General features: G+C 68.0%; 12 protein-coding genes, 1 tRNA gene and 1 other RNA gene. 10 read left to right on the top strand and 4 right to left on the bottom strand.

The features are described 5' to 3' along the window. Positions 1–291 precede the first annotated feature (291 nt). Entirely contained in the window at positions 292–696 is a 405-nt protein-coding gene (locus AC5P9C_RS17035; RefSeq protein ID WP_049466382.1) for a DUF6165 family protein, read from the top strand. 18 nt (positions 697–714) lie between these two features. On the opposite strand, the gene AC5P9C_RS17030 is transcribed toward AC5P9C_RS17035, so the two are convergent. Continuing rightward, positions 715–1,761: a glycosyltransferase family 9 protein gene (locus tag AC5P9C_RS17030; RefSeq protein ID WP_049466380.1), complete on the bottom strand. Its 1,047-nt coding sequence runs from the start codon at positions 1,759–1,761 to the stop codon at positions 715–717. A gap of 20 nt (positions 1,762–1,781) precedes the next feature. Between AC5P9C_RS17030 and AC5P9C_RS17025 the strand changes: the two genes are divergently transcribed. After that, positions 1,782–2,531 carry a 3-deoxy-D-manno-octulosonic acid kinase gene (locus AC5P9C_RS17025; protein WP_032958195.1) on the top strand — a complete coding sequence of 250 codons (750 nt, stop codon included), beginning with the start codon at positions 1,782–1,784 and terminating at the stop codon, positions 2,529–2,531. Continuing rightward, positions 2,531–3,298 carry an MBL fold metallo-hydrolase gene (locus AC5P9C_RS17020; RefSeq protein ID WP_343543750.1) on the top strand — a complete coding sequence of 256 codons (768 nt, stop codon included), beginning with the start codon at positions 2,531–2,533 and terminating at the stop codon, positions 3,296–3,298. Before AC5P9C_RS17025 ends, AC5P9C_RS17020 begins: the two co-directional genes overlap by 1 nt. A 281-nt stretch (positions 3,299–3,579) precedes the next feature. Here AC5P9C_RS17020 and ffs read toward each other — a convergent pair. Further along, positions 3,580–3,676: signal recognition particle sRNA small type (ffs, locus tag AC5P9C_RS17015), an RNA gene on the bottom strand. A gap of 299 nt (positions 3,677–3,975) precedes the next feature. Between ffs and AC5P9C_RS17010 the strand changes: the two genes are divergently transcribed. Continuing rightward, on the top strand, positions 3,976–4,293 hold the full coding sequence (locus AC5P9C_RS17010) for a DMT family transporter (protein ID WP_343543748.1): 318 nt from the start codon (positions 3,976–3,978) through the stop codon (positions 4,291–4,293). Between the two features lie 359 nt (positions 4,294–4,652). After that, positions 4,653–15,545, top strand: coding sequence for an autotransporter-associated beta strand repeat-containing protein (locus tag AC5P9C_RS17005; RefSeq protein ID WP_495205220.1), 10,893 nt, complete (start codon positions 4,653–4,655; stop codon positions 15,543–15,545). Positions 15,546–15,600: 55 nt separating this feature from the next. Here AC5P9C_RS17005 and AC5P9C_RS17000 read toward each other — a convergent pair whose 3' ends face one another. Then, positions 15,601–16,044, bottom strand: coding sequence for a GNAT family N-acetyltransferase (locus tag AC5P9C_RS17000; RefSeq protein ID WP_074726424.1), 444 nt, complete (start codon positions 16,042–16,044; stop codon positions 15,601–15,603). Positions 16,045–16,394: 350 nt separating this feature from the next. Between AC5P9C_RS17000 and AC5P9C_RS16995 the strand changes: the two genes are divergently transcribed. Then, complete coding sequence (locus AC5P9C_RS16995; protein ID WP_329853428.1) at positions 16,395–16,769, top strand: DUF3592 domain-containing protein; 375 nt, start codon at positions 16,395–16,397, stop codon at positions 16,767–16,769. A gap of 140 nt (positions 16,770–16,909) precedes the next feature. On the opposite strand, the gene AC5P9C_RS16990 is transcribed toward AC5P9C_RS16995, so the two are convergent. After that, positions 16,910–17,002 (bottom strand) — tRNA-Ser (locus AC5P9C_RS16990). Between the two features lie 161 nt (positions 17,003–17,163). Between AC5P9C_RS16990 and dnaX the strand changes: the two genes are divergently transcribed. The 4 genes from dnaX to AC5P9C_RS16970 all read left to right on the top strand — a co-directional run bounded on the left by dnaX (position 17,164) and on the right by AC5P9C_RS16970 (position 20,609). Continuing rightward, positions 17,164–19,173: a DNA polymerase III subunit gamma/tau gene (dnaX, locus tag AC5P9C_RS16985; RefSeq protein WP_329853451.1), complete on the top strand. Its 2,010-nt coding sequence runs from the start codon at positions 17,164–17,166 to the stop codon at positions 19,171–19,173. A 6-nt stretch (positions 19,174–19,179) separates the two neighbouring features. Next, the gene (locus tag AC5P9C_RS16980; RefSeq protein WP_019659509.1) at positions 19,180–19,500 is read left to right on the top strand and encodes a YbaB/EbfC family nucleoid-associated protein; all 321 of its coding nucleotides are present in this window, start codon (positions 19,180–19,182) and stop codon (positions 19,498–19,500) included. An 82-nt stretch (positions 19,501–19,582) separates the two neighbouring features. Continuing rightward, complete coding sequence (gene recR, locus AC5P9C_RS16975; RefSeq protein WP_005415496.1) at positions 19,583–20,182, top strand: recombination mediator RecR; 600 nt, start codon at positions 19,583–19,585, stop codon at positions 20,180–20,182. A 67-nt stretch (positions 20,183–20,249) separates the two neighbouring features. Next, complete coding sequence (locus AC5P9C_RS16970) at positions 20,250–20,609, top strand: histidine triad nucleotide-binding protein (protein ID WP_005408300.1); 360 nt, start codon at positions 20,250–20,252, stop codon at positions 20,607–20,609. Positions 20,610–20,701 lie beyond the last annotated feature (92 nt).

Here is a 20,701-nt window from a genome sequence, read left to right as displayed (position 1 = left end):
GGTTCGACGGTTCTGCAGGAGCAGAACCGGACAGCCGCAGGCTGGCCCTGGAGCGCGTAGCGCGGAAGGGTCGGGTGCATGGATGCACCCGACAATCCCCCCCTCTCCGCCAGATAAAGAAAAAGGGCTGCCGAAAGGCAGCCCTTTTTCTTTATCTGGCGCGGGACGCGACGCGCGTTGCGCAACGCGTGGCCCCTCCCTTTGCCTGCCTCTCCCCGCCCCGATGGATCTACCCGTTTCATTGCGAGCTGCGGGTTAAACTGCCTGCATCACCTGCTGGAGCCTTTCCCCATGACCGCTGAAATCCTCGTTCCCGTTTCCTTCGGCGAGCTGCTGGACAAGATCTCGATCCTGCAGATCAAGTCCGAGCGCATCAGCGACGAGGGCAAGCTGGCCAATGTGCGCAGGGAGCTGTCGGCGCTGGAGAAGACCTGGATGGCACACCCGGCGGCGGTGAAGGACATCGCCAAGCTGCGTGCCGAGTTGAAGGCCGTCAACGAACAGCTGTGGGACATCGAGGACGACATCCGCCTGAAGGAGAAGGCGCAGGCGTTCGACCAGGGCTTCATCGACCTGGCGCGCAGCGTCTACCTGCGCAACGACGAACGCGCGCGCATCAAGAAGGCGATCAACCTGGCGCTGGGTTCGGCGTACGTGGAAGAGAAGTCCTACCAGGATTACGCGCAGCGCGCGTAATCCCGCGCTGCTCGCCGCTCACCCCAGGTGGTCGGCGACGTAGCGTTCGAAGGCGGCGATGCCGTCTTCCACGGTGATCAGTTCCATCACATCGTCGAACTCGATCTTGGTGCCCCATTTCAGATCGGCGGCCTGCTTGGCCAGGTACTTGCGTGCCGCATCGTCGTAGCGGTCCACGCAGTAGCGACGGTCCGAGTACGGGCCACTACGGTTCGGGTTGCTGGCCGCATGCAGGCCCAGCACCTTGGTGCCCATCGCATTGGCGATGTGCATCGGGCCGGAGTCGGGCGTCATCACCAGGTTGGCGCGGGCCAGCAGCGCGGGCAGCTGCTTGAGCGTGTCCTTGCCGACCAGATCCAGTGCCGGCGTCTGCAGCTGGGCCTGGATGGCGTCGGCCATGCTGCGTTCCAGCTCGCTGCGGCCACCGCACAGCACCACCTGCCAGCCGCGCTGCACGGCGTGGTTGGCCACGGCGGCGTAGCGGTCGGCGTACCAGTTGCGGCGCACGTGGCTGGAGCAGGGCGAGATCATCAGTACCGGGCGGCCATCGTCCTGCCACTGCGCGGCGGCCCACTCGAAGGCGGACGGCGGCACGGCCAGGTCCCAGCTGACCTCGGTCTGGCGCAGGCCCAGCGGTTCGCAGAAGCTGCCGATGGCATCCAGCACATGGATGCCGGGGCGGTCGGGGATGCGCTCGTTGATGAAGAGCCCATGCAGGTCCTTCGAACGGCTGCGGTCGTAGCCGATGCGGCGCTCGGCCGGAATGAAGGCTGACAGCAGGTTGGCGCGGAACGCGACCTGCATCTGCAGCAGCGCTTCGAAGCGCCCCGGCGGCAGTTGCCTGCGCAGTTCCTTGACCCCGGCCATGCCGCTCTGCTTGTCGTAGGCATGGAAGGTGACGCCGGGCAGGCCGTCGAGCAGCTTGTGGCCGACCTTGTCGATGATCCAGTGGATCGGCGTGTCCGGGCGCGCAGCCTGCAGGGTGCGCACCAGGGGCACCACGTGGGTGACGTCGCCCAGTGCGGACAGGCGCAGGAGGCACAAGGAGGAGGACGCTGATGCCATGTGTTGTTAGACTCAATGAAATGGTCGCATTCGACGCCAATGAAGCGCTGACGCCATGCCGCGAGGGTCGCGGCATCGGGGCCATTCTGTTCGACCGCGAGCGGCTGCGGCAAGCCGAGATCGGCCTGTTCTCGCCCCAGCACTGGGGCAGCAGGGCCCGGCCGGTGGGCGAGGGCGGCCGCGGCAGCGCCTGGTTCGTCGATGCGCCGTTCGGGGCCAGCGTGCTGCGCCACTACCTGCGCGGCGGGATGGCCGCCCGTATCAGCCACGACCAGTATCTCTGGCGCGGCTCGGACCGGACCCGCAGCTTCGCCGAATTCCGCCTGATGCGCGCGCTGCGCGAGAAGAAGCTGCCGGTGCCACGGCCGATCGCCGCGTTCTACATGCGCGAGGGCCTGCGCTACCGGGCGGCGATCCTGATGGAGCGGATCGAGGGCGTGCGCTCGCTGGCCGACCGCGCACTGGTCGCCGGCCGCGGCGCCCCCTGGGAGGAAACCGGGCGGCTGATCGCCCGCTTCCACCGCGCCGGCCTCGACCATGCCGACCTCAACGCGCACAACATCCTGTTCGATGGCAGTGGCCATGGCTGGCTGATCGACTTCGATCGCGGGGTGATCCGCATTCCGGCCACCGCCTGGCGCGAGCGCAACCTCAAGCGCCTGCTGCGCTCGCTGATCAAGCTGCGCGGCGAGCGCAGCGTGGAAGACGTGCAGAAGGACTACGCGCGGCTGCGCCGCGCCTATGACATGGCCTGGAACCGGGGCACCTGATGGACTGGTCGTTGCGTTTCCTCGGCGTCGGCAATGCGTCGGCGGTCGAGCTGGGGTCGCCGATGTCGGTGATCGAGCGCGATGGTCGCCCGTGGCTGACCATCGATTGCGGCGGCGAAGGACTGACCGCGTTCAAGGCGCACTACGGGCAGATGCCGCAGGCGCTGTTCGTCACCCATGTGCACCTGGACCACGTGGCCGGCTTCGAGCGCCTGTTCGTGGACACCTTCTTCAATGCGCACCGGCGCGGCAAGGTCCGCCTGTACGTGCCCGCCACGGTGGTGCCGCTGCTGCACAAGCGCATCGGTGACTACCCGAACGTGCTGGCCGAAGGCGGTGCGAACTTCTGGGATGCGTTCCAGCTGGTCGTGGTGGGTGAGGCGTTCTGGCATGAGGGGGTGCGCCTGGAGGTGTTCCCGGTGCGCCACCACTGGCCGGAGACCGCCTACGGCCTGCGCCTGCAGGGCGCGCTGACCTGGAGCGGCGACACCCGGCCGATTCCGGAGATGCTGGCCCGCTTCGCCAACGACAACGAACTGATCGCCCACGACTGCGGCCTGCACGGCAATCCGTCGCACACCGGCGTGGACGACCTGGAGCGTGAATACAGCACCGACCTGCAGGCGCGGATGATGCTGTACCACTACGCCAGCGCGGCCGATGGCCAGGCGCTGGCCGCGCGCGGGCACCGCGTCGCGCAGCCAGGGCAGTGCGTGCCGCTGGCGAGCCCGACCGCGCCGCACGTACTGGCGCAGGATCCGCCCTGAGCAGGAGCGGCCAGCCCGCCGATACGGTGCTGGCCGCTGGACTGGAGGCGCTGGAATGCACGGTTGGCCGAGGGGCTGGCCCAGGTGCGCTACCGCAGCCGCTGTCACTTCGATAGGCCGCTGCAGCACGGGGTGCTGCGCAGTTCGCTGTGGCGCCGGGTGTTCCACCAGGCACGCCCGAGCCAGATTGGCGCGGGGCCATGCCGGGCAAAGAATGCGACGCCGGGGCCAGAGCCCCTTGCCATGCAAAGGGATCTGACCCCAGTGCAGAAAAGGCGATGGCCCCGCCGGCTGACCTCGGCGCCCGCGTCGATCGATACCGTTGCTGCCTTCCGGCCCTGGCGGGGTTTTCGACCTAGCGTCGCGAGGGGCCGACGGGGCCACCATAGAGACGTTGGCCGCCCGGTAGGCGGCCAGTTCACGGAACAGGGGAAGCAGCGCGCGATGCGCCGGAGACCACAGCCGGACTGCACATCGGCTGGCCGATGGCAGGCGCTCATTCTAGCGCAGGCGGGTGCGTCGATGCCAGCTTCACGCACTGAATCGGCTGTAACCCGTCGCGCCGGCAGCGGCCGGCACCCACCCCCGTTGCTAGAATGCCGGCCAGGAGGAACGACCTCCCCCACATCGGGAACCAATGACCAGGACGGCCTGGCCCTACCAAGAGGAGGGCCGTCATGGCCTGGATCTATCTGTTGTTTGCCGGCCTGCTGGAAATCGTCTGGGCCGTATCCATGAAGCAGTCCGAAGGCTTCACCCGGCTCACCCCCACCGTGGTCACGATCATCAGCATGGTCGCCAGCTTCTGGCTGCTGGCGGTGGCCATGCGCAGCCTGCCGCTGGGCACCGCCTACACGATCTGGACCGGCATCGGCGCGGTCGGCGCGTTCGTGGTGGGCATCGTGTTTCTGGGCGAGCAGGTCAGCCCGATGCGGATCGGTGCGGCGGTGCTGATCGTTTTCGGCCTGGTGCTGATGAAACTCTCCAGCAGCTGAATTTATTTACTCATGGCGGGGAATGGATTCTCCGCCGCATGCAGCAATATGCATTTTCGGCAAAACCATTTTGTCCGCCCCTATTATTTGACGCACGTCATAAAAATAGCGCGCGTGATTCACATGCCGCTGGCACCGTCGGTCGCACAGTGCCGCCATTCGTCGGGCGAAACCGGGGAGTTTTCGCCTTGACGGACGCGCTGGCGCACCTGTCCCCGGGTGCGATCGCGTGAAGATGTGAAGATTTTCAGGAGTTAATGCCTTCAGGCCTTGTTCCCGTTCGGGGAGCCGGGGTGGGCCGCATTGTCTCCAAAAAACCTGCCAGCTGTGCCATCCGGTCTTTTCATGGAGATTTACCGATGAACCGCATTTACCGTCTGGTTTTCAATCGTGCCCTTGGGGTAATGCAGGTTGCTTCGGAGGTCGCCCAGAATCCCGGCGGAAGCGCGGTCAGCGCAGGGCGGGTGCCGCGATTGCGGGCGCACCAGCTGGCGGCGGCTTTGGCCGCCACACTGGCCAGCGGATCGGCATTCGCAGCGTGCACGGGCACCACAACCGTGAACTGCGACAGCACCACCAACATCAACAACTACTCCAACGCGACCAACGGCCTCACGCTGAACATCGCCGCAGGTGCATTGCTGCGTACGCCGCCGGTCGTAGGGGGAGGCAACGCAGCGACGCTGACCGGCGACAACGTGACGGTCAACAACAATGGCACGATCGATCCGAGCTCGATCATCCTCGCCTCGCCCGGCCTGGTCATCGGCAATGCTTCTTCCAACAACAGCGCGATCGTCGTCAACAACAACGCCAGCGGACAGATCAAGGGTGTCGTCAACATCGCAACGCTGCTGGGCTTCGGTGGACAGGCGCTGGTGGCACAGAACGTCAACGGCACCACCACCATCAACAACGCCGGCCTGATCAGCACGTCGTTGATCGGTGCAGGCAGCGTTTCCGACGCGACCACGGTGGTGACCTATGGTGGTGCAGCCGCCGCTGTGACCAACACCGGCACCATCGACGGACGCGTCGGCCTGGGGGCTTCTGGCGGTAACACGTTCCTCAATGCGGGGGCGGTCAGTGGCAGCGTTCACCTGGGTGATTCAACCGGCGGCAACACCTTCACCGCAGTGTCGGGTTCCAGCGTTGTGAGTGGCGGCGGCACCGCTCTTGCCGGCGTGATTACCGGTGTCACCGGGGTAAAGGTTGCGGCTGCGGGATCGGTCGACGCCGGTACCGGCAGTGGTGCGGCCAACAACACGCTGGTGCTGCAGAACGTCGTCAGCGGCCCGGGGTCCGGCACCGGCGGCGCGGTGACCACGCTGGGCTGGAACCAGTACCTCAACTTCCAGAAGCTCACCGTCAACAGCGGTACCTGGAACCTGCAGGGTGCGTGGGCGGGTGCGGGTACGACCACGCTCAATGATGGCCTGGTCAATTTCAACAATGCCGGTTCCTTCGGCACCGGGCTGTTCACCGCCAACGGCGGTGCCATCGCCTCCTCCACGGCCGGTCTGAACCTGGCCAACGCTTTCAGCCTTGGTGGCAATCTGTCCCTGGCAGGGACCAATGCGTTCAGCCTGGGGGGCGTGCTGTCCGGTACTGGCGGGCTGACGGTCAACAACACCGGCATCGTTACTCTTGGCGGCGCAAACCTGTTCTCCGGCGGCGTCAACCTCAATGCCGGCGGCCTGGTACTGGGCAATGCTGGTGCACTGGGCAGCGGCAGCCTGACCGTGGGTGGCAGCGCCTCACTGGATACGACGGCGGGCTTCACCCTGGGCAACAATCTGGTGATCAATGGCGGGGGCTCGCTGAGCCTGCTGGGCAGCAATGCGTTGTCATTGAACGGTTCGATCTCCGGTGCCGGCAACCTGACCAAGAACGGCGCCGGCACGCTCACCTTGAACGGCGCCAATGCGCTGACCGGCAGTTTCAACCTGGCCGGAGGCGCGTTGGCGCTGGGCGCGGGCGGCAGCCTGTCGCCCACCGGTGCGATCACGGTCGGCGTCGGTACCACCCTGGACCTGTCGGCGGCCGCCAACCATACCATCGGTTCGCTGGCGGGCCTCGGCGGTTCGGTCAACCTGGGCAGCCGCACGCTCACCCTCGCGGGGCTGGGCGATACCAGCTACAGCGGCACGTTCGCCGCAGGCACGGGGGGCCTGGTCAAGCTGGGCACCGGCGTGCAGACCTTGTCGGGCGTGAACAACCTCAGTGGCGGCGTGGCACTCAACGCCGGTGGCCTGCTGCTGGGCAATGCTGCTGCGCTGGGCAGCGGTGCGCTCAGTGTCGGTGGCAACGTGACGCTCGATGGAACCACGGGGCCGCTTGCACTGGCCAACGCGGTCAACCTTGGTTCGGGTGCCAGCCTCAATCTGCTTGGCGGACAGGCGCTCACGTTCAACGGCGTGATCGGTGGCGCCGGTGGCCTGGTCAAGAGCGGTGCGACCACGCTGACGCTCAACGGTGCAAATACCTTTGGTGGTGGGCTGGCGCTCAATGCCGGTGGCTTGGTCCTGGGTAATGCCGGCGCGCTCGGAACCGGCGCGCTGAATGTCGGCGGTGCGACAACGCTCGATGCCAGCGCGGCGCTGAGCGTGGGCAATGGCATCAACCTCGGCGCAAGTGGCCTGCTGAATGTACTGGGCAGCAATGCATTGACGCTGGGCGGCGCCATCGGTGGCACCGGCAGCCTGGTCAAGAACGGTGCCGCCACGCTTACGCTGGGTGGCGCGAATACCTTCACCGGCGGCCTGGCGATCAATGCCGGCAAGGTTGCGGTGGGCAGCGGCGGAAGCCTGGCCGCCGGCGGTGCGGTCAGCCTGACCGGCGTTGGCGCGGACCTGGACATCTCGCTCGGCGGCAACCAGACCATCGGCGCGCTGTCCGGTATTGCCGGCAGCACGGTGACGCTGGGCAGCAGCACGCTCACCTTCGGTGATGCCACCAACCAGACGTTCGCCGGCGTGATCGGCGGCACCGGTGGCCTGATCAAGCAGGGCACCGGCGTGCAGACGCTGACCGGCGCCAATACCTTCAGTGGTGGCCTGGACCTTGCGGCCGGTGGCCTGGTGCTGGGCAATGCCGGTGCGCTGGGAAGCGGCGCGCTGACGGTCAGTGGCAACGGCTCGCTGGACGCCACGACAGCGCTGAACCTGGGCAATGCGATCAACCTCGGCGCGGCCCTGACCCTGCCGGGCAGCCAGAACCTCGCCCTGGCCGGCAACATTACGGGCACCGGCAGCCTGGTCAAGAACGGCGCGGCGACGCTGACCTTGAACGGTACCAACACCTTCAGTGGTGGACTGAGCGCGAACGCTGGCGCCCTGCTGCTGGGCAACAGCGGCGCACTCGGCAGCGGGACGCTGGGCATCGGTGGCAACGTCTCGCTCGACGGCAGTGCGCCGCTGAACCTGGGCAACAACGTGGCACTGGGTGCAGGCGCCGCGTTGTCGCTGCCGGGTTCGCAGGCGATCACGCTGGGTGGGGTGGTGTCCGGTGCGGGCAGGCTGGTGAAGAACGGTGCCACCACCTTGACCCTCAATGGCGCCAACAGCTTCGGTGGCGGGCTGACCGTCAACGGCGGCGGCCTGCTGCTGGGCAATGCCGGCGCGCTGGGCACCGGTGCATTGTCGGTGGGGGCCAATACCACGCTGGACAGTTCGGTGGCGCTGGACCTGGCCAACAGCGTCAACCTCGGCGCCGGTGCGGTGCTGGATCTGCTGGGCAGCCAGAACGTGTCGCTGGAGGGCGTCATCAGCGGCACCGGCGGGCTGGTCAAGAACGGTGCGGCGACACTGGCATTGAACGGCGCCAATACGTTCAGCGGGGGCGTCGGGCTCAACGCGGGCGTACTGCAGCTTGGCAACGCACAGGCGCTGGGTACCGGCCAGCTGGACGTGGGCGGCAACGCTTCGCTGGATGCCACTGCGGCGCTTTCGGTGGGCAACACCCTCGGCCTCGCTGCGGGCGCCAACCTCACCGTGCTGGGCAGCAATGACCTGACGCTGACCGGTCCGGTGTTCGGCGCCGGCGGGCTGATCAAGGATGGCGCGGCGCGCCTCACGCTGTCTGGCGCCAACACGTTCGGGGGTGGCACCACCGTCAACGCCGGCACGCTGGCGCTGGGGGCCGGTGGCAGCCTTGCCGCAGCCGGTGCGGTGGATCTTGCCGGCGCCGGTGCGACGCTGGACATCTCGGCAGCCGGTGCCGCGCAGACCATCGGCGCACTCAACGGCGTCGCCGGCAGCCAGCTGGCGCTGGGCGCGCAGTCGCTGACCTTTGGCGGCGCCGGCAACGGCAGCTTTGCCGGTGTGATCGGTGGCACTGGCGGCCTGGTCAAGACGGGTACCGGCGTGCAGACGCTGTCCGGTGCCAACACCTTCAGTGGCGGAGTTGCACTCAACGCGGGTGGCCTGATCCTCGGCAATGCCGGCGCGCTCGGCACCGGTGCGTTGGGCATCGGTGGCACCACCACGCTGGACAGCACGGTGGCGTTGACCCTGGCCAATGCAGTGAACTTCGGTGCGGGCACGCAGCTGACGCTGGGCGGCAGCAACGATGTCACGCTTGGTGGCGTGGTGGCCGGCAATGGCAGCCTGGTCAAGAACGGTACGGGCCTGCTGACCCTCAACAACACCAACACCTTCGGTGGCGGCCTGACCTTGAACGGTGGTGGCCTGGTGGTCGGTGCGGATGGTGCGCTGGGTACCGGCACGCTGGCGGTGACTACCAGCACCACGCTGGATGCAGGCGCTGCAGTCACCCTCGGCAATGCGGTCACGCTGGGCTCGGGTGTCGCGCTGACCGTACCTGGCAGCAACGCGCTGACGCTCTCGGGCGTGATCGGCGGCAACGGCAGCCTGGTCAAGAATGGCGCCACCACGCTGACCCTGTCCGGTGCCAACACCTACACCGGCGGCACCACCATCAATGCTGGCACGCTGGCACTGGGAACCGGAGGCAGCCTTGCCGCGGCGGGCGATGTCACGCTGGGCGCCGGCGCTGGCTTCGATATCTCCGGCGCCGGCAGCAACCAGACCATCGGTGCGCTCAACGGAGCGGGGGGAAGCACGCTGACGCTGGGCGGCAATTCGCTCACCTTCGGTACGGCCGGCAACGCCGCGTTCGATGGCGTGATCAGCGGCGGTGGTGGCCTGGTCAAGGTGGGCGCGGGCGTACAGACCTTGTCCGGCGCCAATACCTTCGGTGGTGGCGTGACGCTCAATGCAGGCGGACTGGTGCTCGGCAATGACGCAGCGCTGGGCACGGGCGCATTGACCGTCGGTGGTGCTGCCACGCTGGATACCACCGGCCTGGCAACGCTGGCCAACAACATTGCGCTCAATGCCGGGCTGACCGTGCTCGGGACCCAGGCACTCACACTCAACGGCGTCCTTTCCGGGGCCGGCAGCCTGACCAAGAATGGCAGCGCGACGCTGACCTTGAACGGCGCCAACACCTATACCGGCGGTACCACCATCAATGCGGGCACGCTGGCGCTGGGCGCCGGTGCCAGCCTGGCCGCGAGCGGTACCGTCAATCTTGCCACCGGCGCCACGCTGGACCTGTCGGCCGGCAGCGGCACGCAGCAGTTCGGCACGCTGGTCGGCAACGGCACAGTGAATCTCGGCGCCAACTCGATCGAGGTCGGCGGTGCCACCGATGGCACCTTCAGTGGCTCGATCGCAGGCACCGGTGGCCTGACCAAGGTCGGTGCCGGCATCGAGACGCTGACCGGTGCCAACACCTACACCGGCGGCACCTTCATCAACGCCGGTACCCTGGCGATCGGCCCCGGCGGCAGTCTGGCCGCGACCGGTGCGGTGACGCTCACTGCGGCAGGCACAGGCTTCGATATCTCCGCTGCCGGCGCCAACCAGACCATCGGGGCGTTGAACGGCGTGGCGGGTTCGACGGTGAGCCTGGGGGCGCAGACGCTGACCCTGGGCGGCGTTGGCAACAGCATCTTCGATGGCGCGATCTCCGGCACCGGCGGCCTGGTCAAGAACGGCGCCGGCAGCCTCACGCTGGGCGGCGCCAACCTGTTCAGCGGTGGCGTCGCGCTCAATGGCGGCGCATTGGTGGTTGGCAACAACGCTGCGCTCGGCAGCGGTGCGCTGACGGTGGGAAGCAACGCGACGCTGGATGCATCGACCGGCGTCAGCCTGGCCAACAACATCGGGCTTGCCGGCGGCGCCAACCTCGGTCTGCTCGGCAGCCAGGCGCTGACCCTGGGCGGCGTGATCTCCGGCACGGGCGGACTGATCAAGGACGGTGCGGCCACCGTGACCCTGACCGGCGCCAACACCTACACCGGTGGCACCACCATCAACAGCGGCACGCTGGCGATCGGCGCCGGTGGCAGCCTCGCCGCGACCGGCGCGGTGAACCTGGCCGGTGCCGGCACGTTCGACATTTCGGCGGGCAACCAGGCCATCGGCTCGCTGGCCGGCGTCGCCGGCAGTACGGTGGCGCTGGGCGGCAGCACGTTGACCCTGGGCGGCACCGTGGACAGCACCTTCAGCGGTGCGATCAGTGGCAACGGCGGCCTGGTCAAGAACGGCGCAGGCGTGCAGACGCTCAACGGCGTCAGCACCTTCAGCGGCGGCGTAACGCTCAACGCCGGCGGCCTGGTGGTCGGCAACAATGCTGCGTTGGGCACCGGTGCGGTGACGGTCGCAGGCGCTGCGACGCTCGATTCGAACACCGCGGTCACCCTCGCCAACAACTTCACCCTCAACAACGCGTTGACCGTCCTCGGCAGCAACAACCTCACCCTCAACGGCAACCTGAGCGGCACCGGCAGCCTGACCAAGGAGGGCGCCGCAACGCTGACCTTGAACGGCACCAATACCTATACCGGTGGCACCAACATCAACGCCGGTACGCTGGCACTGGGCGCGGGCGCGAGCCTGCACGCCAGCGGCATCGTCAACCTGGCCTCGGGTGCGACCTTCGATCTGTCAGCGGGCAGCGGCACGCAGCAGTTCGGCACCCTGGTCGGCAACGGTACGGTGAACCTGGGTGCCAACACGCTGACGATCGGTGATGCCACCAACGGTACGTTCAGTGGTTCGGTGGCCGGCTCCGGTGGCCTGATCAAGGAAGGTTCGGGAACGCAGACGTTGACCGGTACCAACACCTTCACCGGTGGCACCACCATCAACGCCGGCACGCTGGCGATCGGTGCCGGCGGCAGCCTGGCGGCGACCGGTGCGGTCACCCTGGCCAACGCCGGTACCACCTTCGACATCAGCGCGGGTGGTGCGCAGGCGATCGGTTCGCTGGCAGGCGTGGCAGGTTCGACCGTGGCGCTGGGCGGCAGCACGCTGACCCTCAATGGCGTGGGCAATACCACGTTCGCTGGCACCATCGGAGGGGCCGGTGGTCTGGTAAAGAACGGCGCAGGCATCCAGGGCTTGACGGGCGTCAACGTCTTCACCGGCGGCGTGACCCTCAACGCCGGTGGCCTGCTGCTGGGCAACGACGGATCGCTGGGCACCGGCGCGCTGACCGTAGGCGGTGACGCCAGCCTGGATGGCACCAGCGCGTTGACCCTGGCCAACACCGTGCAGCTGGCCAGCGGCACGCTGACCCTGGCTGGCAGCAACGCGCTGACCTTGAACGGCCCGATCAGCGGCGCTGGTGGCCTGCTGAAGGATGGCGCGGCGACAGTCACCCTGGGCGGTGCCAGCAGCTATACCGGCACCACCACCATCAACAGCGGCACGCTGGCAGTTGCGGCCGGCGGCAGCCTGTCCGGCGCCAGCACGGTCAACCTGGCCGGTGCGGGCACGCTGGATATCAGCGCCGGTGGCAGCCAGAGCATCGGAGGCCTGGCCGGCGTGACCGGTTCCAGCGTGGTGCTGGGCGGTGCAACCCTGACCACCGGCGGCAACAATGCCAGCACGACCTTTGCCGGCGTGCTCAGTGGTACCGGCGGCCTGGTGCAGGGCGGTACCGGCACGCTGACCCTGAGTGGCGACAACACCTATACCGGAGGCACCACCATCAACGGTGGCAGCACGCTGCAGATCGGCAACGGCGGCAGCAGCGGTTCGGTGCTGGGCGACATCACCAACAACGGCAGCCTGGTCTACAACCTGGGCACGACGGCCACCGTGGGCGCAGTGGTGAGTGGCAGCGGCAGCCTGACCCAGGCCGGCAGCGGCACGCTGGTGCTGACCGGCAACAACACCTACACCGGAGGGACCGCCATCAATGCCGGCGGCACGCTGCAGATCGGCAACGGTGGTGCGACCGGTGCGATCGTTGGCGATATCACCAACAACGGTGCGCTGGTGTCCAACGTGGCCGGCAACACCACGCTCGGTGGCACCATCAGCGGCAGTGGTGGCCTGACCCAGGCCGGCAGCGGCACGCTGACCCTGACCGGCAACAACACCTATACCGGCGGCACCACCATCAATGCCGGTGGCACCCTGCAGGTGGGCAATGGCGGTGCGACCGGCGCGATCACCGGCAACGTTGCCAACAACGGCAGCCTGGTGTTCAACGTCGGCGGCAACACCACGGTCGGCGGCGCGATCAGCGGCAGTGGTGGCCTGACCCAGGCCGGCAGCGGTGTGCTGACCCTGGTGGGCAACAACACCTACACCGGCGGGACCACCATCAATGCCGGCGGCACGCTGCAGGTGGGCAACGGCGGCGCGACCGGCGCCATCGCCGGCGATATCACCAACAATGGCGCGTTGATTTCCAACGTGGCCGGCAACACCGCGCTGGGCGGCACCCTCAGTGGCAGCGGCGGCCTGACCCAGGCCGGCAGCGGCACGCTGCTGCTGACCGGGACCAACACCTACACCGGCGGCACCACCATCAACGCCGGCGGTACGCTGCAGCTTGGCAATGGCGGTGCGACGGGCTCGATCGTCGGTGATGTCATCAACAACGGCACGCTGCTCTCCAACGTGGCCGGCAACACCACGCTGGGCGGCACCATCAGCGGCAGTGGCGGGCTGACCCAGGCCGGCAGCGGCACGCTGACCCTGACCGGCAACAACACCTATACCGGCCCGACCACCATCAATGCCGGTGGCACCCTGCAGGTCGGCAATGGTGGTGCGACCGGTGCGATCGGCGGCAGTGTCGTCAACAACGGCAGCCTGGTGTTCAACGTGGGTGGCAACACTACCGTCGGCGGCGCCATCAGCGGCAGCGGCGGCCTGACCCAGGCCGGCACCGGCACCGTGGTCCTGACCGGCAACAACACCTATACCGGTGGCACCACCATCAACACCGGCGGCACGCTGCAGGTCGGCAACGGTGGCGCGGGCGGTGCGATCACCGGCAACGTTGCCAACAACGGCAGCCTGGTGTTCAACGTCGGCGGCAACACCACGGTGGGCGGCACGATCAGCGGCAGCGGTGGCCTGACCCAGGCAGGTGCCGGCACCGTGGTCCTGACCGGCAACAACACCTACACCGGCGGTACCACCATCAATGCCGGCGGCACCGTGCAGGTCGGCAACGGTGGCGCCAGCGGTGCGATCACCGGCAACATCACCAACAACGGTGGCCTGGTGATCAACACCGGTGGCACCACCACGCTCGGCGGCAGCATCAGTGGTGGCGGCAGCATCGTGCAGGCCGGCCCGGGCAGCCTGAATCTGGGCGGCAACAGTGCTGGCTTCAGCGGCACGGGCCAGGTCACCGGCGGTGGCCTGAACGTCACCGGCAACATCGGCGGCCAGTGGACCATCGGCAGTGGCACCACGCTCTCCGGCACCGGCACCATCGGCGGTACCGGCGGTGGCGTGACCGTATCCAGCGGTGGCGTGCTGTCGCCGGGCAATGGCCCGGGCAATGGCGGTGGTGCCGGCAATGGCACCGGAACGATCACCGTCGGCGGCAACCTGACGCTGTCGCCGGGCAGTACGCTGGGCATCGATCTGGGGGCCACCGGCAGCGACACGGTGAAGGTGGGCGGCAGTGCCAATGTGGGTGGCAGTACGGTGCGGGTGAACACCATTTCGCCGAGCACCAGCTACCAGCAGGGCCAGCAGTACACGGTGGTCAATGCAGGGGGGGGCGTGAGCGGGCAGTTCGCTGCGGCAACCTCGCCGTCGGCCTTCCTGACGATCACGCCGGTCTATACGGCCAACACCGCCAACCTGCAGATCGACGTGGCGCAGACTGCGGCATTCACCACCGCAGCGACGACGCGCAACCAGTACAACACTGCCGCAGCGCTGGACAGCCTGCCGCAGAGTGGCCCGGCGCTGGGCCTGTACAACACGGTGCTGCTCTACGACGCGGCCACTGCGCGCAGCGCCTTCGACCAGCTGTCAGGCGAAGTGCATGCGGCCAGCCGCGCGGTGCTGCTGTATGACAACTACCTGGAGGAGGGCATCCGCCAGCGCCTGGGCAGCGAATTGCCGACCGTGCGGGGCGAGCGCGCTTCGGCCTGGCTGGCCGGCAGCGGCAAGGTGTTCCGCCAGGACGGTGACGGCAACGGTGCCGACATCCGCTCCAACCGCAATGCGGTGATGGCGGGCGTGGACTGGCAGCTGGGCGAGCACGTGGTGCTGGGTGCGGCGGCTGGCAATGAGCGCCTGGATACCCGCCTGTACGATCGCAGCGCGCGGTCCCGCCTGCGTGGCAACACGTTCGGCCTGTACGCGCAGGGACAATGGAACAACGGCTTCGCGGTCGGTGGCAGCGTGTCGCGCGGTGACTACCGCACGCGCACCACGCGTGAGGTGCCGCTGCTGAGCCAGACCCTGTACAGCCGCCAGGATTCGGACGTGACCATCGCGCAGGTGGAGGGCAGCTGGACCTGGACCCATGGCAGGACCCAACTGCAACCCTACGTGCAGTTCACCCGGCACTGGGTCGACAGTGATCGTGCCGTGGAGCAGGGCGGCAGCGCCGCACTGGTGCTGGAAGGCGGCAAGGACACGCTCAATGTCAGCACGGTGGGCGTGCGCGGCCGTTGGGACGTGGGCAGCGGCGAGCGCTTCCCGGCGCAGCTGACCGTCGGCCTCGGCTGGCAGCACGCCTCGGGTGACACCGATGTGGCCAGCCGCAACCGCTTCGCGGTGGGCGGCAATGCCTTCGATGTCTACAGTGCGGTGATGGCACGCAATGCGCTGGTCAGCCAGCTTGGCGTGGCGGTCGGCCTTGGCCGCAACAGCCAGCTGTCGATGTTCGTACAGGGCCAGCATGGCGACGGCCGCCGCGATGTGGGTGGGCAGATCAACCTGCGCGTGGGCTTCTGAGGAAAGCGCGGCGACGTTGGATCCAGGCTCGCGTGGATCCAGGGCGGGCGGAGGGCTAGACCCTCCGCTCCATCTCCACGGCGTCGATCCCGGCGCCGTGGCCATTGGACACGATCCGCGTCACCTGGAAGCCCAGGCCAGCATAGAAGCCCTGGGTGTGCTGGCTGGTGCTGAGCGTGATGCGCTTGATCGAGGGATCCGCTTCGGCCTGGCGCAGGCGAGCCAGCGCCAGTTCGCGGCCCAGTCCCTGCCGGTGCAGCGCGCGCTGCACCATGCCCCAGCAGAAGCCGGCACTGCTGTCGCCGCGTCGCGACAGGCCGCCACAGGCCACGATGCTGCCGTCGCGCTCGATGACCTGAAATGCGCAGTCCACGGCCTGTTCGCGCAGGAAGCGTTCAAAGTCGCTGCGCTCTTCGGGCGCGAAGTAGGTGGGCACGTTGCTGTCGAACATCGACAGGCAGGCGCGGGCATCTGCGGGGCGGTAGAGGCGGAGGTTCATGGGAAATGCCTTGGAGTTGCCCGGCTGCATTTCAACCGTCCAGGCGTTGGGAGGGGGCGAAGCGTTCCAGGGTACATGGAGCGATGCCGATGCTTTTACAGCTGACGTCTCCCCACTCGAATGACCGTGCGGAACACAGGCGCCTGTACCAGGCGAGTGCGTCGGTGGCGGGCAATGGCGAGGCGCATCCGGTCGCGATGGCGTGCAGTGGGGCGCGATGGCTTCTGGGCTATGCTGTCGACACGTGGGACTGACCGCGCGGCAGGATCCGCCGGCCCCATTCGTGTTCCCGCCTGCAACGGAGCTGCCCAGCGATGCCCGACCCTTCTTTTTTCCGGCCAGCCCCGATCATGCGCGGCCTGCTGTTTGGCGCGGTGGGTCTGTTGATCCTTGCCGTGGCCGCCTTCGAGGTGACGCATCGCCTTGAGTTCCTGCAGGTCGCGCAGGCCGTTGATGGCCAGGTCGAGCACCTGAACGCCGGCGGATCGCATCCGCAGGTCGCGTTCACCACCGCGACCGGCCAACGCGTCTCGTACCCGCAGGGCGGCATGATCTTCGGCTATGAGCCCGGGCAGCCGGTACGCGTGCTGTACGACCCGGCGCAACCGCGGCTGGAGCCGGTCCTGGATACGTTCGGTGCGCTGTGGGGAATGACGGTCGTGTGGGTGCTGCTGGGGCTGGCGTTCGTCGGCGCCTGCGTGCGCGGACTGCTCCGGCGCAGATGACTCGCGGCGGATCGCGCGGCGTCGGCGGGCGGGCCGTTGGACCGGCCACGGCGGCAGGGCCTGTTCAGTCCGGTAGTACCTGCGGCGCTTCCCGCCAGCCCAATAAAAAAGCCGCCCAAGGGGCGGCTTCTTCATTTATCTGGCGGAGAGAGGGGGATTCGAACCCCCGAAGCGCGGTTTAGACGCTTACACACTTTCCAGGCGTGCTCCTTCAACCACTCGGACACCTCTCCGGATCCTGCCATCGGCAAACGCCTTAGCAGGGGCGCAGATTCTAGCGGGCGGCGCGGCCGGACACAAGCACCCCGGCCAGGCAACACCTCCGGGGGCGATGTTGGCGAGGGGGCTGGACAGGCATGGCACAATGGAACATCCGATGGAAAACGGTGGCCTGATGTCCTATCTCGTCCTTGCCCGCAAGTGGCGTCCGAAGCGTTTTGCCGAGCTGGTGGGCCAGGAACACGTGGTCCGTGCGCTCAGCAATGCGCTGGACAGCGGCCGGGTCCACCACGCGTTCCTGTTCACCGGCACCCGCGGCGTGGGCAAGACCACCATCGCGCGCATCTTCGCCAAGTCGCTGAACTGCGAGCAGGGCACCAGCGCCGACCCCTGCGGCCAGTGTGCAGCCTGCCTGGACATCGACGCCGGCCGCTACATCGACCTGCTGGAAATCGACGCCGCGTCCAACACCGGCGTGGACGACGTGCGCGAGGTGATCGAGAACGCGCAGTACATGCCCTCGCGCGGCAAGTACAAGGTCTACCTGATCGACGAAGTGCACATGCTGTCCAAGGCGGCGTTCAACGCGCTGCTGAAGACGCTGGAAGAGCCTCCGGAGCACGTCAAGTTCCTGCTGGCCACCACCGATCCGCAGAAGCTGCCGGTCACCGTGCTCAGCCGCTGCCTGCAGTTCAACCTCAAGCGCCTGGATGAAGACCAGATCCAGGGCCAGATGACCCGCATCCTGGCGGCCGAAGCGATCGAGGCCGACGGCAGTGCCATCGTGCAGCTGGCCAAGGCTGCTGACGGCAGCCTGCGCGATGGCCTGTCGCTGCTGGACCAGGCGATCGCCTATGCCGGCGGCGCGCTGCGCGAGGACGTGGTGCGCACCATGCTGGGCACCGTGGACCGCACCCAGGTGGCGGCGATGCTGGATGCGCTGGCCGCCGGCGATGGCCCGCGGCTGCTGCAGGTGGTCGCGGCGCTGGCCGAGTTCTCGCCGGACTGGAGTGGCGTGCTGGAAGCGCTGGCCGAAGGGCTGCACCGCATCCAGGTGCAGCAGCTGGTGCCGGGCGCCGCTGTTGCGGAAGGCCTGGATGTGGCGGCATTCGCCGAGCGCCTGCGCCCGGAAGTGGTGCAGCTCTGGTACCAGATGGCCCTGAACGGCCGTCGCGACCTGCCGCTGGCACCGAGCCCGCGCGCGGGCTTCGAGATGGCGGTGCTGCGCATGCTGGCGTTCCGTCCGGCCGCAGCGGTACCGCCGGTGCCGAAGGCGATCGACGGTGCGGCGGGCGGCACGGCAGGTGGCAACGCTGCCGGTGGCGGCGGCGGTGCCGGTAGCCACGAAGCGACGCCGGCCGCTGCCGCTGCTTCGGCCAGCCCGGCCGTGGCGGCGCAGGTGGCCGCTCCGGTACAGGCCGTTCCGCGCGAACCTGATCCCGAACCGGAGCCGGCCCCGCAGCCGGAGCCGGATCCGACGCCTGAGCCCGAGCCGGTTCCGGTGGAGGAACCCGAGTCGCCGCCGCCAGTGAAGGCGGAGGCGGCAAGCGACGACCTGCCACCGTGGGCCACCCAGGACGCGGAGGCGCGCGATGAGGCGCTGGCCGCGGAGATGGCGGGCCCGGACGCGGCCATGGTCGCGCCCTGGCATGAGCCTCCGGCTCCCGCCGCAGTCGCTGGCGAGCCTGCGCGGCCGGAGCGTCCGTTCCGCGCCGAAGGCATTGCCATTGCGCCGGTCGAACCCGCCCCGGTGCGTGATGTAGCGCCGCCGGACGGTGTCAGCGAGCTGGCCACTGCCGAAGACTGGCTGGACCTGGTGGCCACCAGTGGCCTCAGCGGCCCCTCGCGGCAGCTGGCTGCCAACGCCGCGTTCATCAGCTGCCAGCACGGGACCTTGAAACTGGGCCTTTCGCCCGGATTTGAATACCTGCGCTCGGAGCGCGCGCTGGCTGCCCTCGGCGAGATGCTGCAGAAGGCCCTCGGCCAGGCGCCGAAGATCGTGGTCGAGACCGTGGAAACCGAACACGTTCCGGCCGAGACCCTGCATCAGCGGGCCGACCGCCAGCGTGGCGAGCGGCAGCAGGTGGCAGAGGCCGTTTTCATGGACGACCCGGAAGTGCAGGTGCTGATCCAACAGCACAGCGCGCGGGTTGTTTCCGATTCCATCCGTTCTTTTGACGAGTAAGACACCATGCGCGGAAACATCGCCCAACTGATGCAGCAGGCCCAGAAGATGCAGGAAAACCTGCAGAAGGCCCAGGAAGAAATCGCCCGGATCGAAGTGACCGGCAGCGCCGGCGGCGGCATGGTCAGCGTGACCCTGACCGGTGCCAAGGAATGCCGCAAGGTGCGCATCGACCCGTCGCTGACCAGCGACCCGGAGATGCTGGAAGACCTGATCGCCGCCGCCTTCAACGATGCCTCGAACAAGATCGACGCCGAGTCGAAGTCGAAGATGGGTTCGGCCACCGCCGGCATGCAGCTGCCGCCGGGCATGAAGCTGCCGTTCTGATTGCCAGCGTGGCACCCGTGCAAGCGGGTGCCACGGAATCTGTAGCCGTCGAGCTTGCTCGACGCCATGAAAGCACGCCGCCGTGTCCGCACCCCTGCTTGAACAATTGATCGACGCGCTGCGGGTGCTGCCTGGCGTAGGCCAGAAGACCGCACAGCGCATGGCGTACCACCTGCTCGAACGCGAGCGCGAAGGTGGCCAGCGCCTGGCCGAGACGCTGGCCCTGGCGGTGGAGCGCATCGGCCACTGCGCGCAGTGCCGCGACTTCAGCGAAACCGAGCTGTGCCCGACCTGCGCCAACAGCAGCCGCGAGCGCAGCCAGCTGTGCGTGGTCGAATCGCCGGCCGACCGCCTGGCCATCGAAAATGCCACCGGCTTCCGCGGTGTCTACTTCGTGCTGCAGGGCCGGCTGTCGCCGCTCGATGGCGTCGGCCCGCGCGAGCTGGGCCTGGAGCAACTGGAACAACGGCTGGCCGAAGGTGAGGTGCAGGAGCTGATCATCGCCACCAGTGCCACCGTCGAAGGCGAAGCCACCGCGCACTACCTTGCGCAGCTGGCGCGCGCGCGCAAGGTGCAGCCCAGCCGGCTGGCGCAGGGCCTGCCGCTGGGCGGCGAGCTTGAATACGTTGACCGCGGCACGCTGTCGCACGCGTTCGGAACGCGCAGCGAATTCCGCGATTGAGCAGGCGCCGGGCAGCGACCGGCGCGACCGGCCTACAATGCGGAAGACACTCCCGCCGAGGCCGACCATGAGCAACGAAACCCTCTTCAGCAAGATCATCCGTCGCGAGATCCCGGCCACCATCGTCTATGAGGATGACGAGGTGCTCGGTTTCAAGGACATCGCACCGCAGGCGCCGGTGCACGTCCTGTTCATTCCGAAGAACGAGATCATCCCGACCCTGGACGACCTGCAGCCATCGCAGGCGCACCTGATCGGCAAGCTTGCCCTGGCTGCCGCCGAATATGCGCGCCGCGAAGGGTTCGCGCAGGACGGCTACCGCATCGTGATGAACTGCCGCGAGCATGCCGGGCAGACCGTGTTCCACATCCACATGCACCTGTTGGCGGGTGCCCCGCTGGGCCATTTCGGCGCGCCGGGGCGCTGATGCGCCCGGCCTCCACCCTTGCCCCGCAGTAGAGCCACGCCATGCACGGATGAAAAAAGGCCGCCCGAAGGCGGCCTTTTCCGATCACGCGT

It is taken from the genome of Stenotrophomonas sp. YJH_SMC_10 (genome assembly GCF_059371555.1).
The sequence above is the reverse complement of the archived record's forward strand: the minus strand, read 5'-3'. Positions and strand labels throughout refer to the sequence as shown.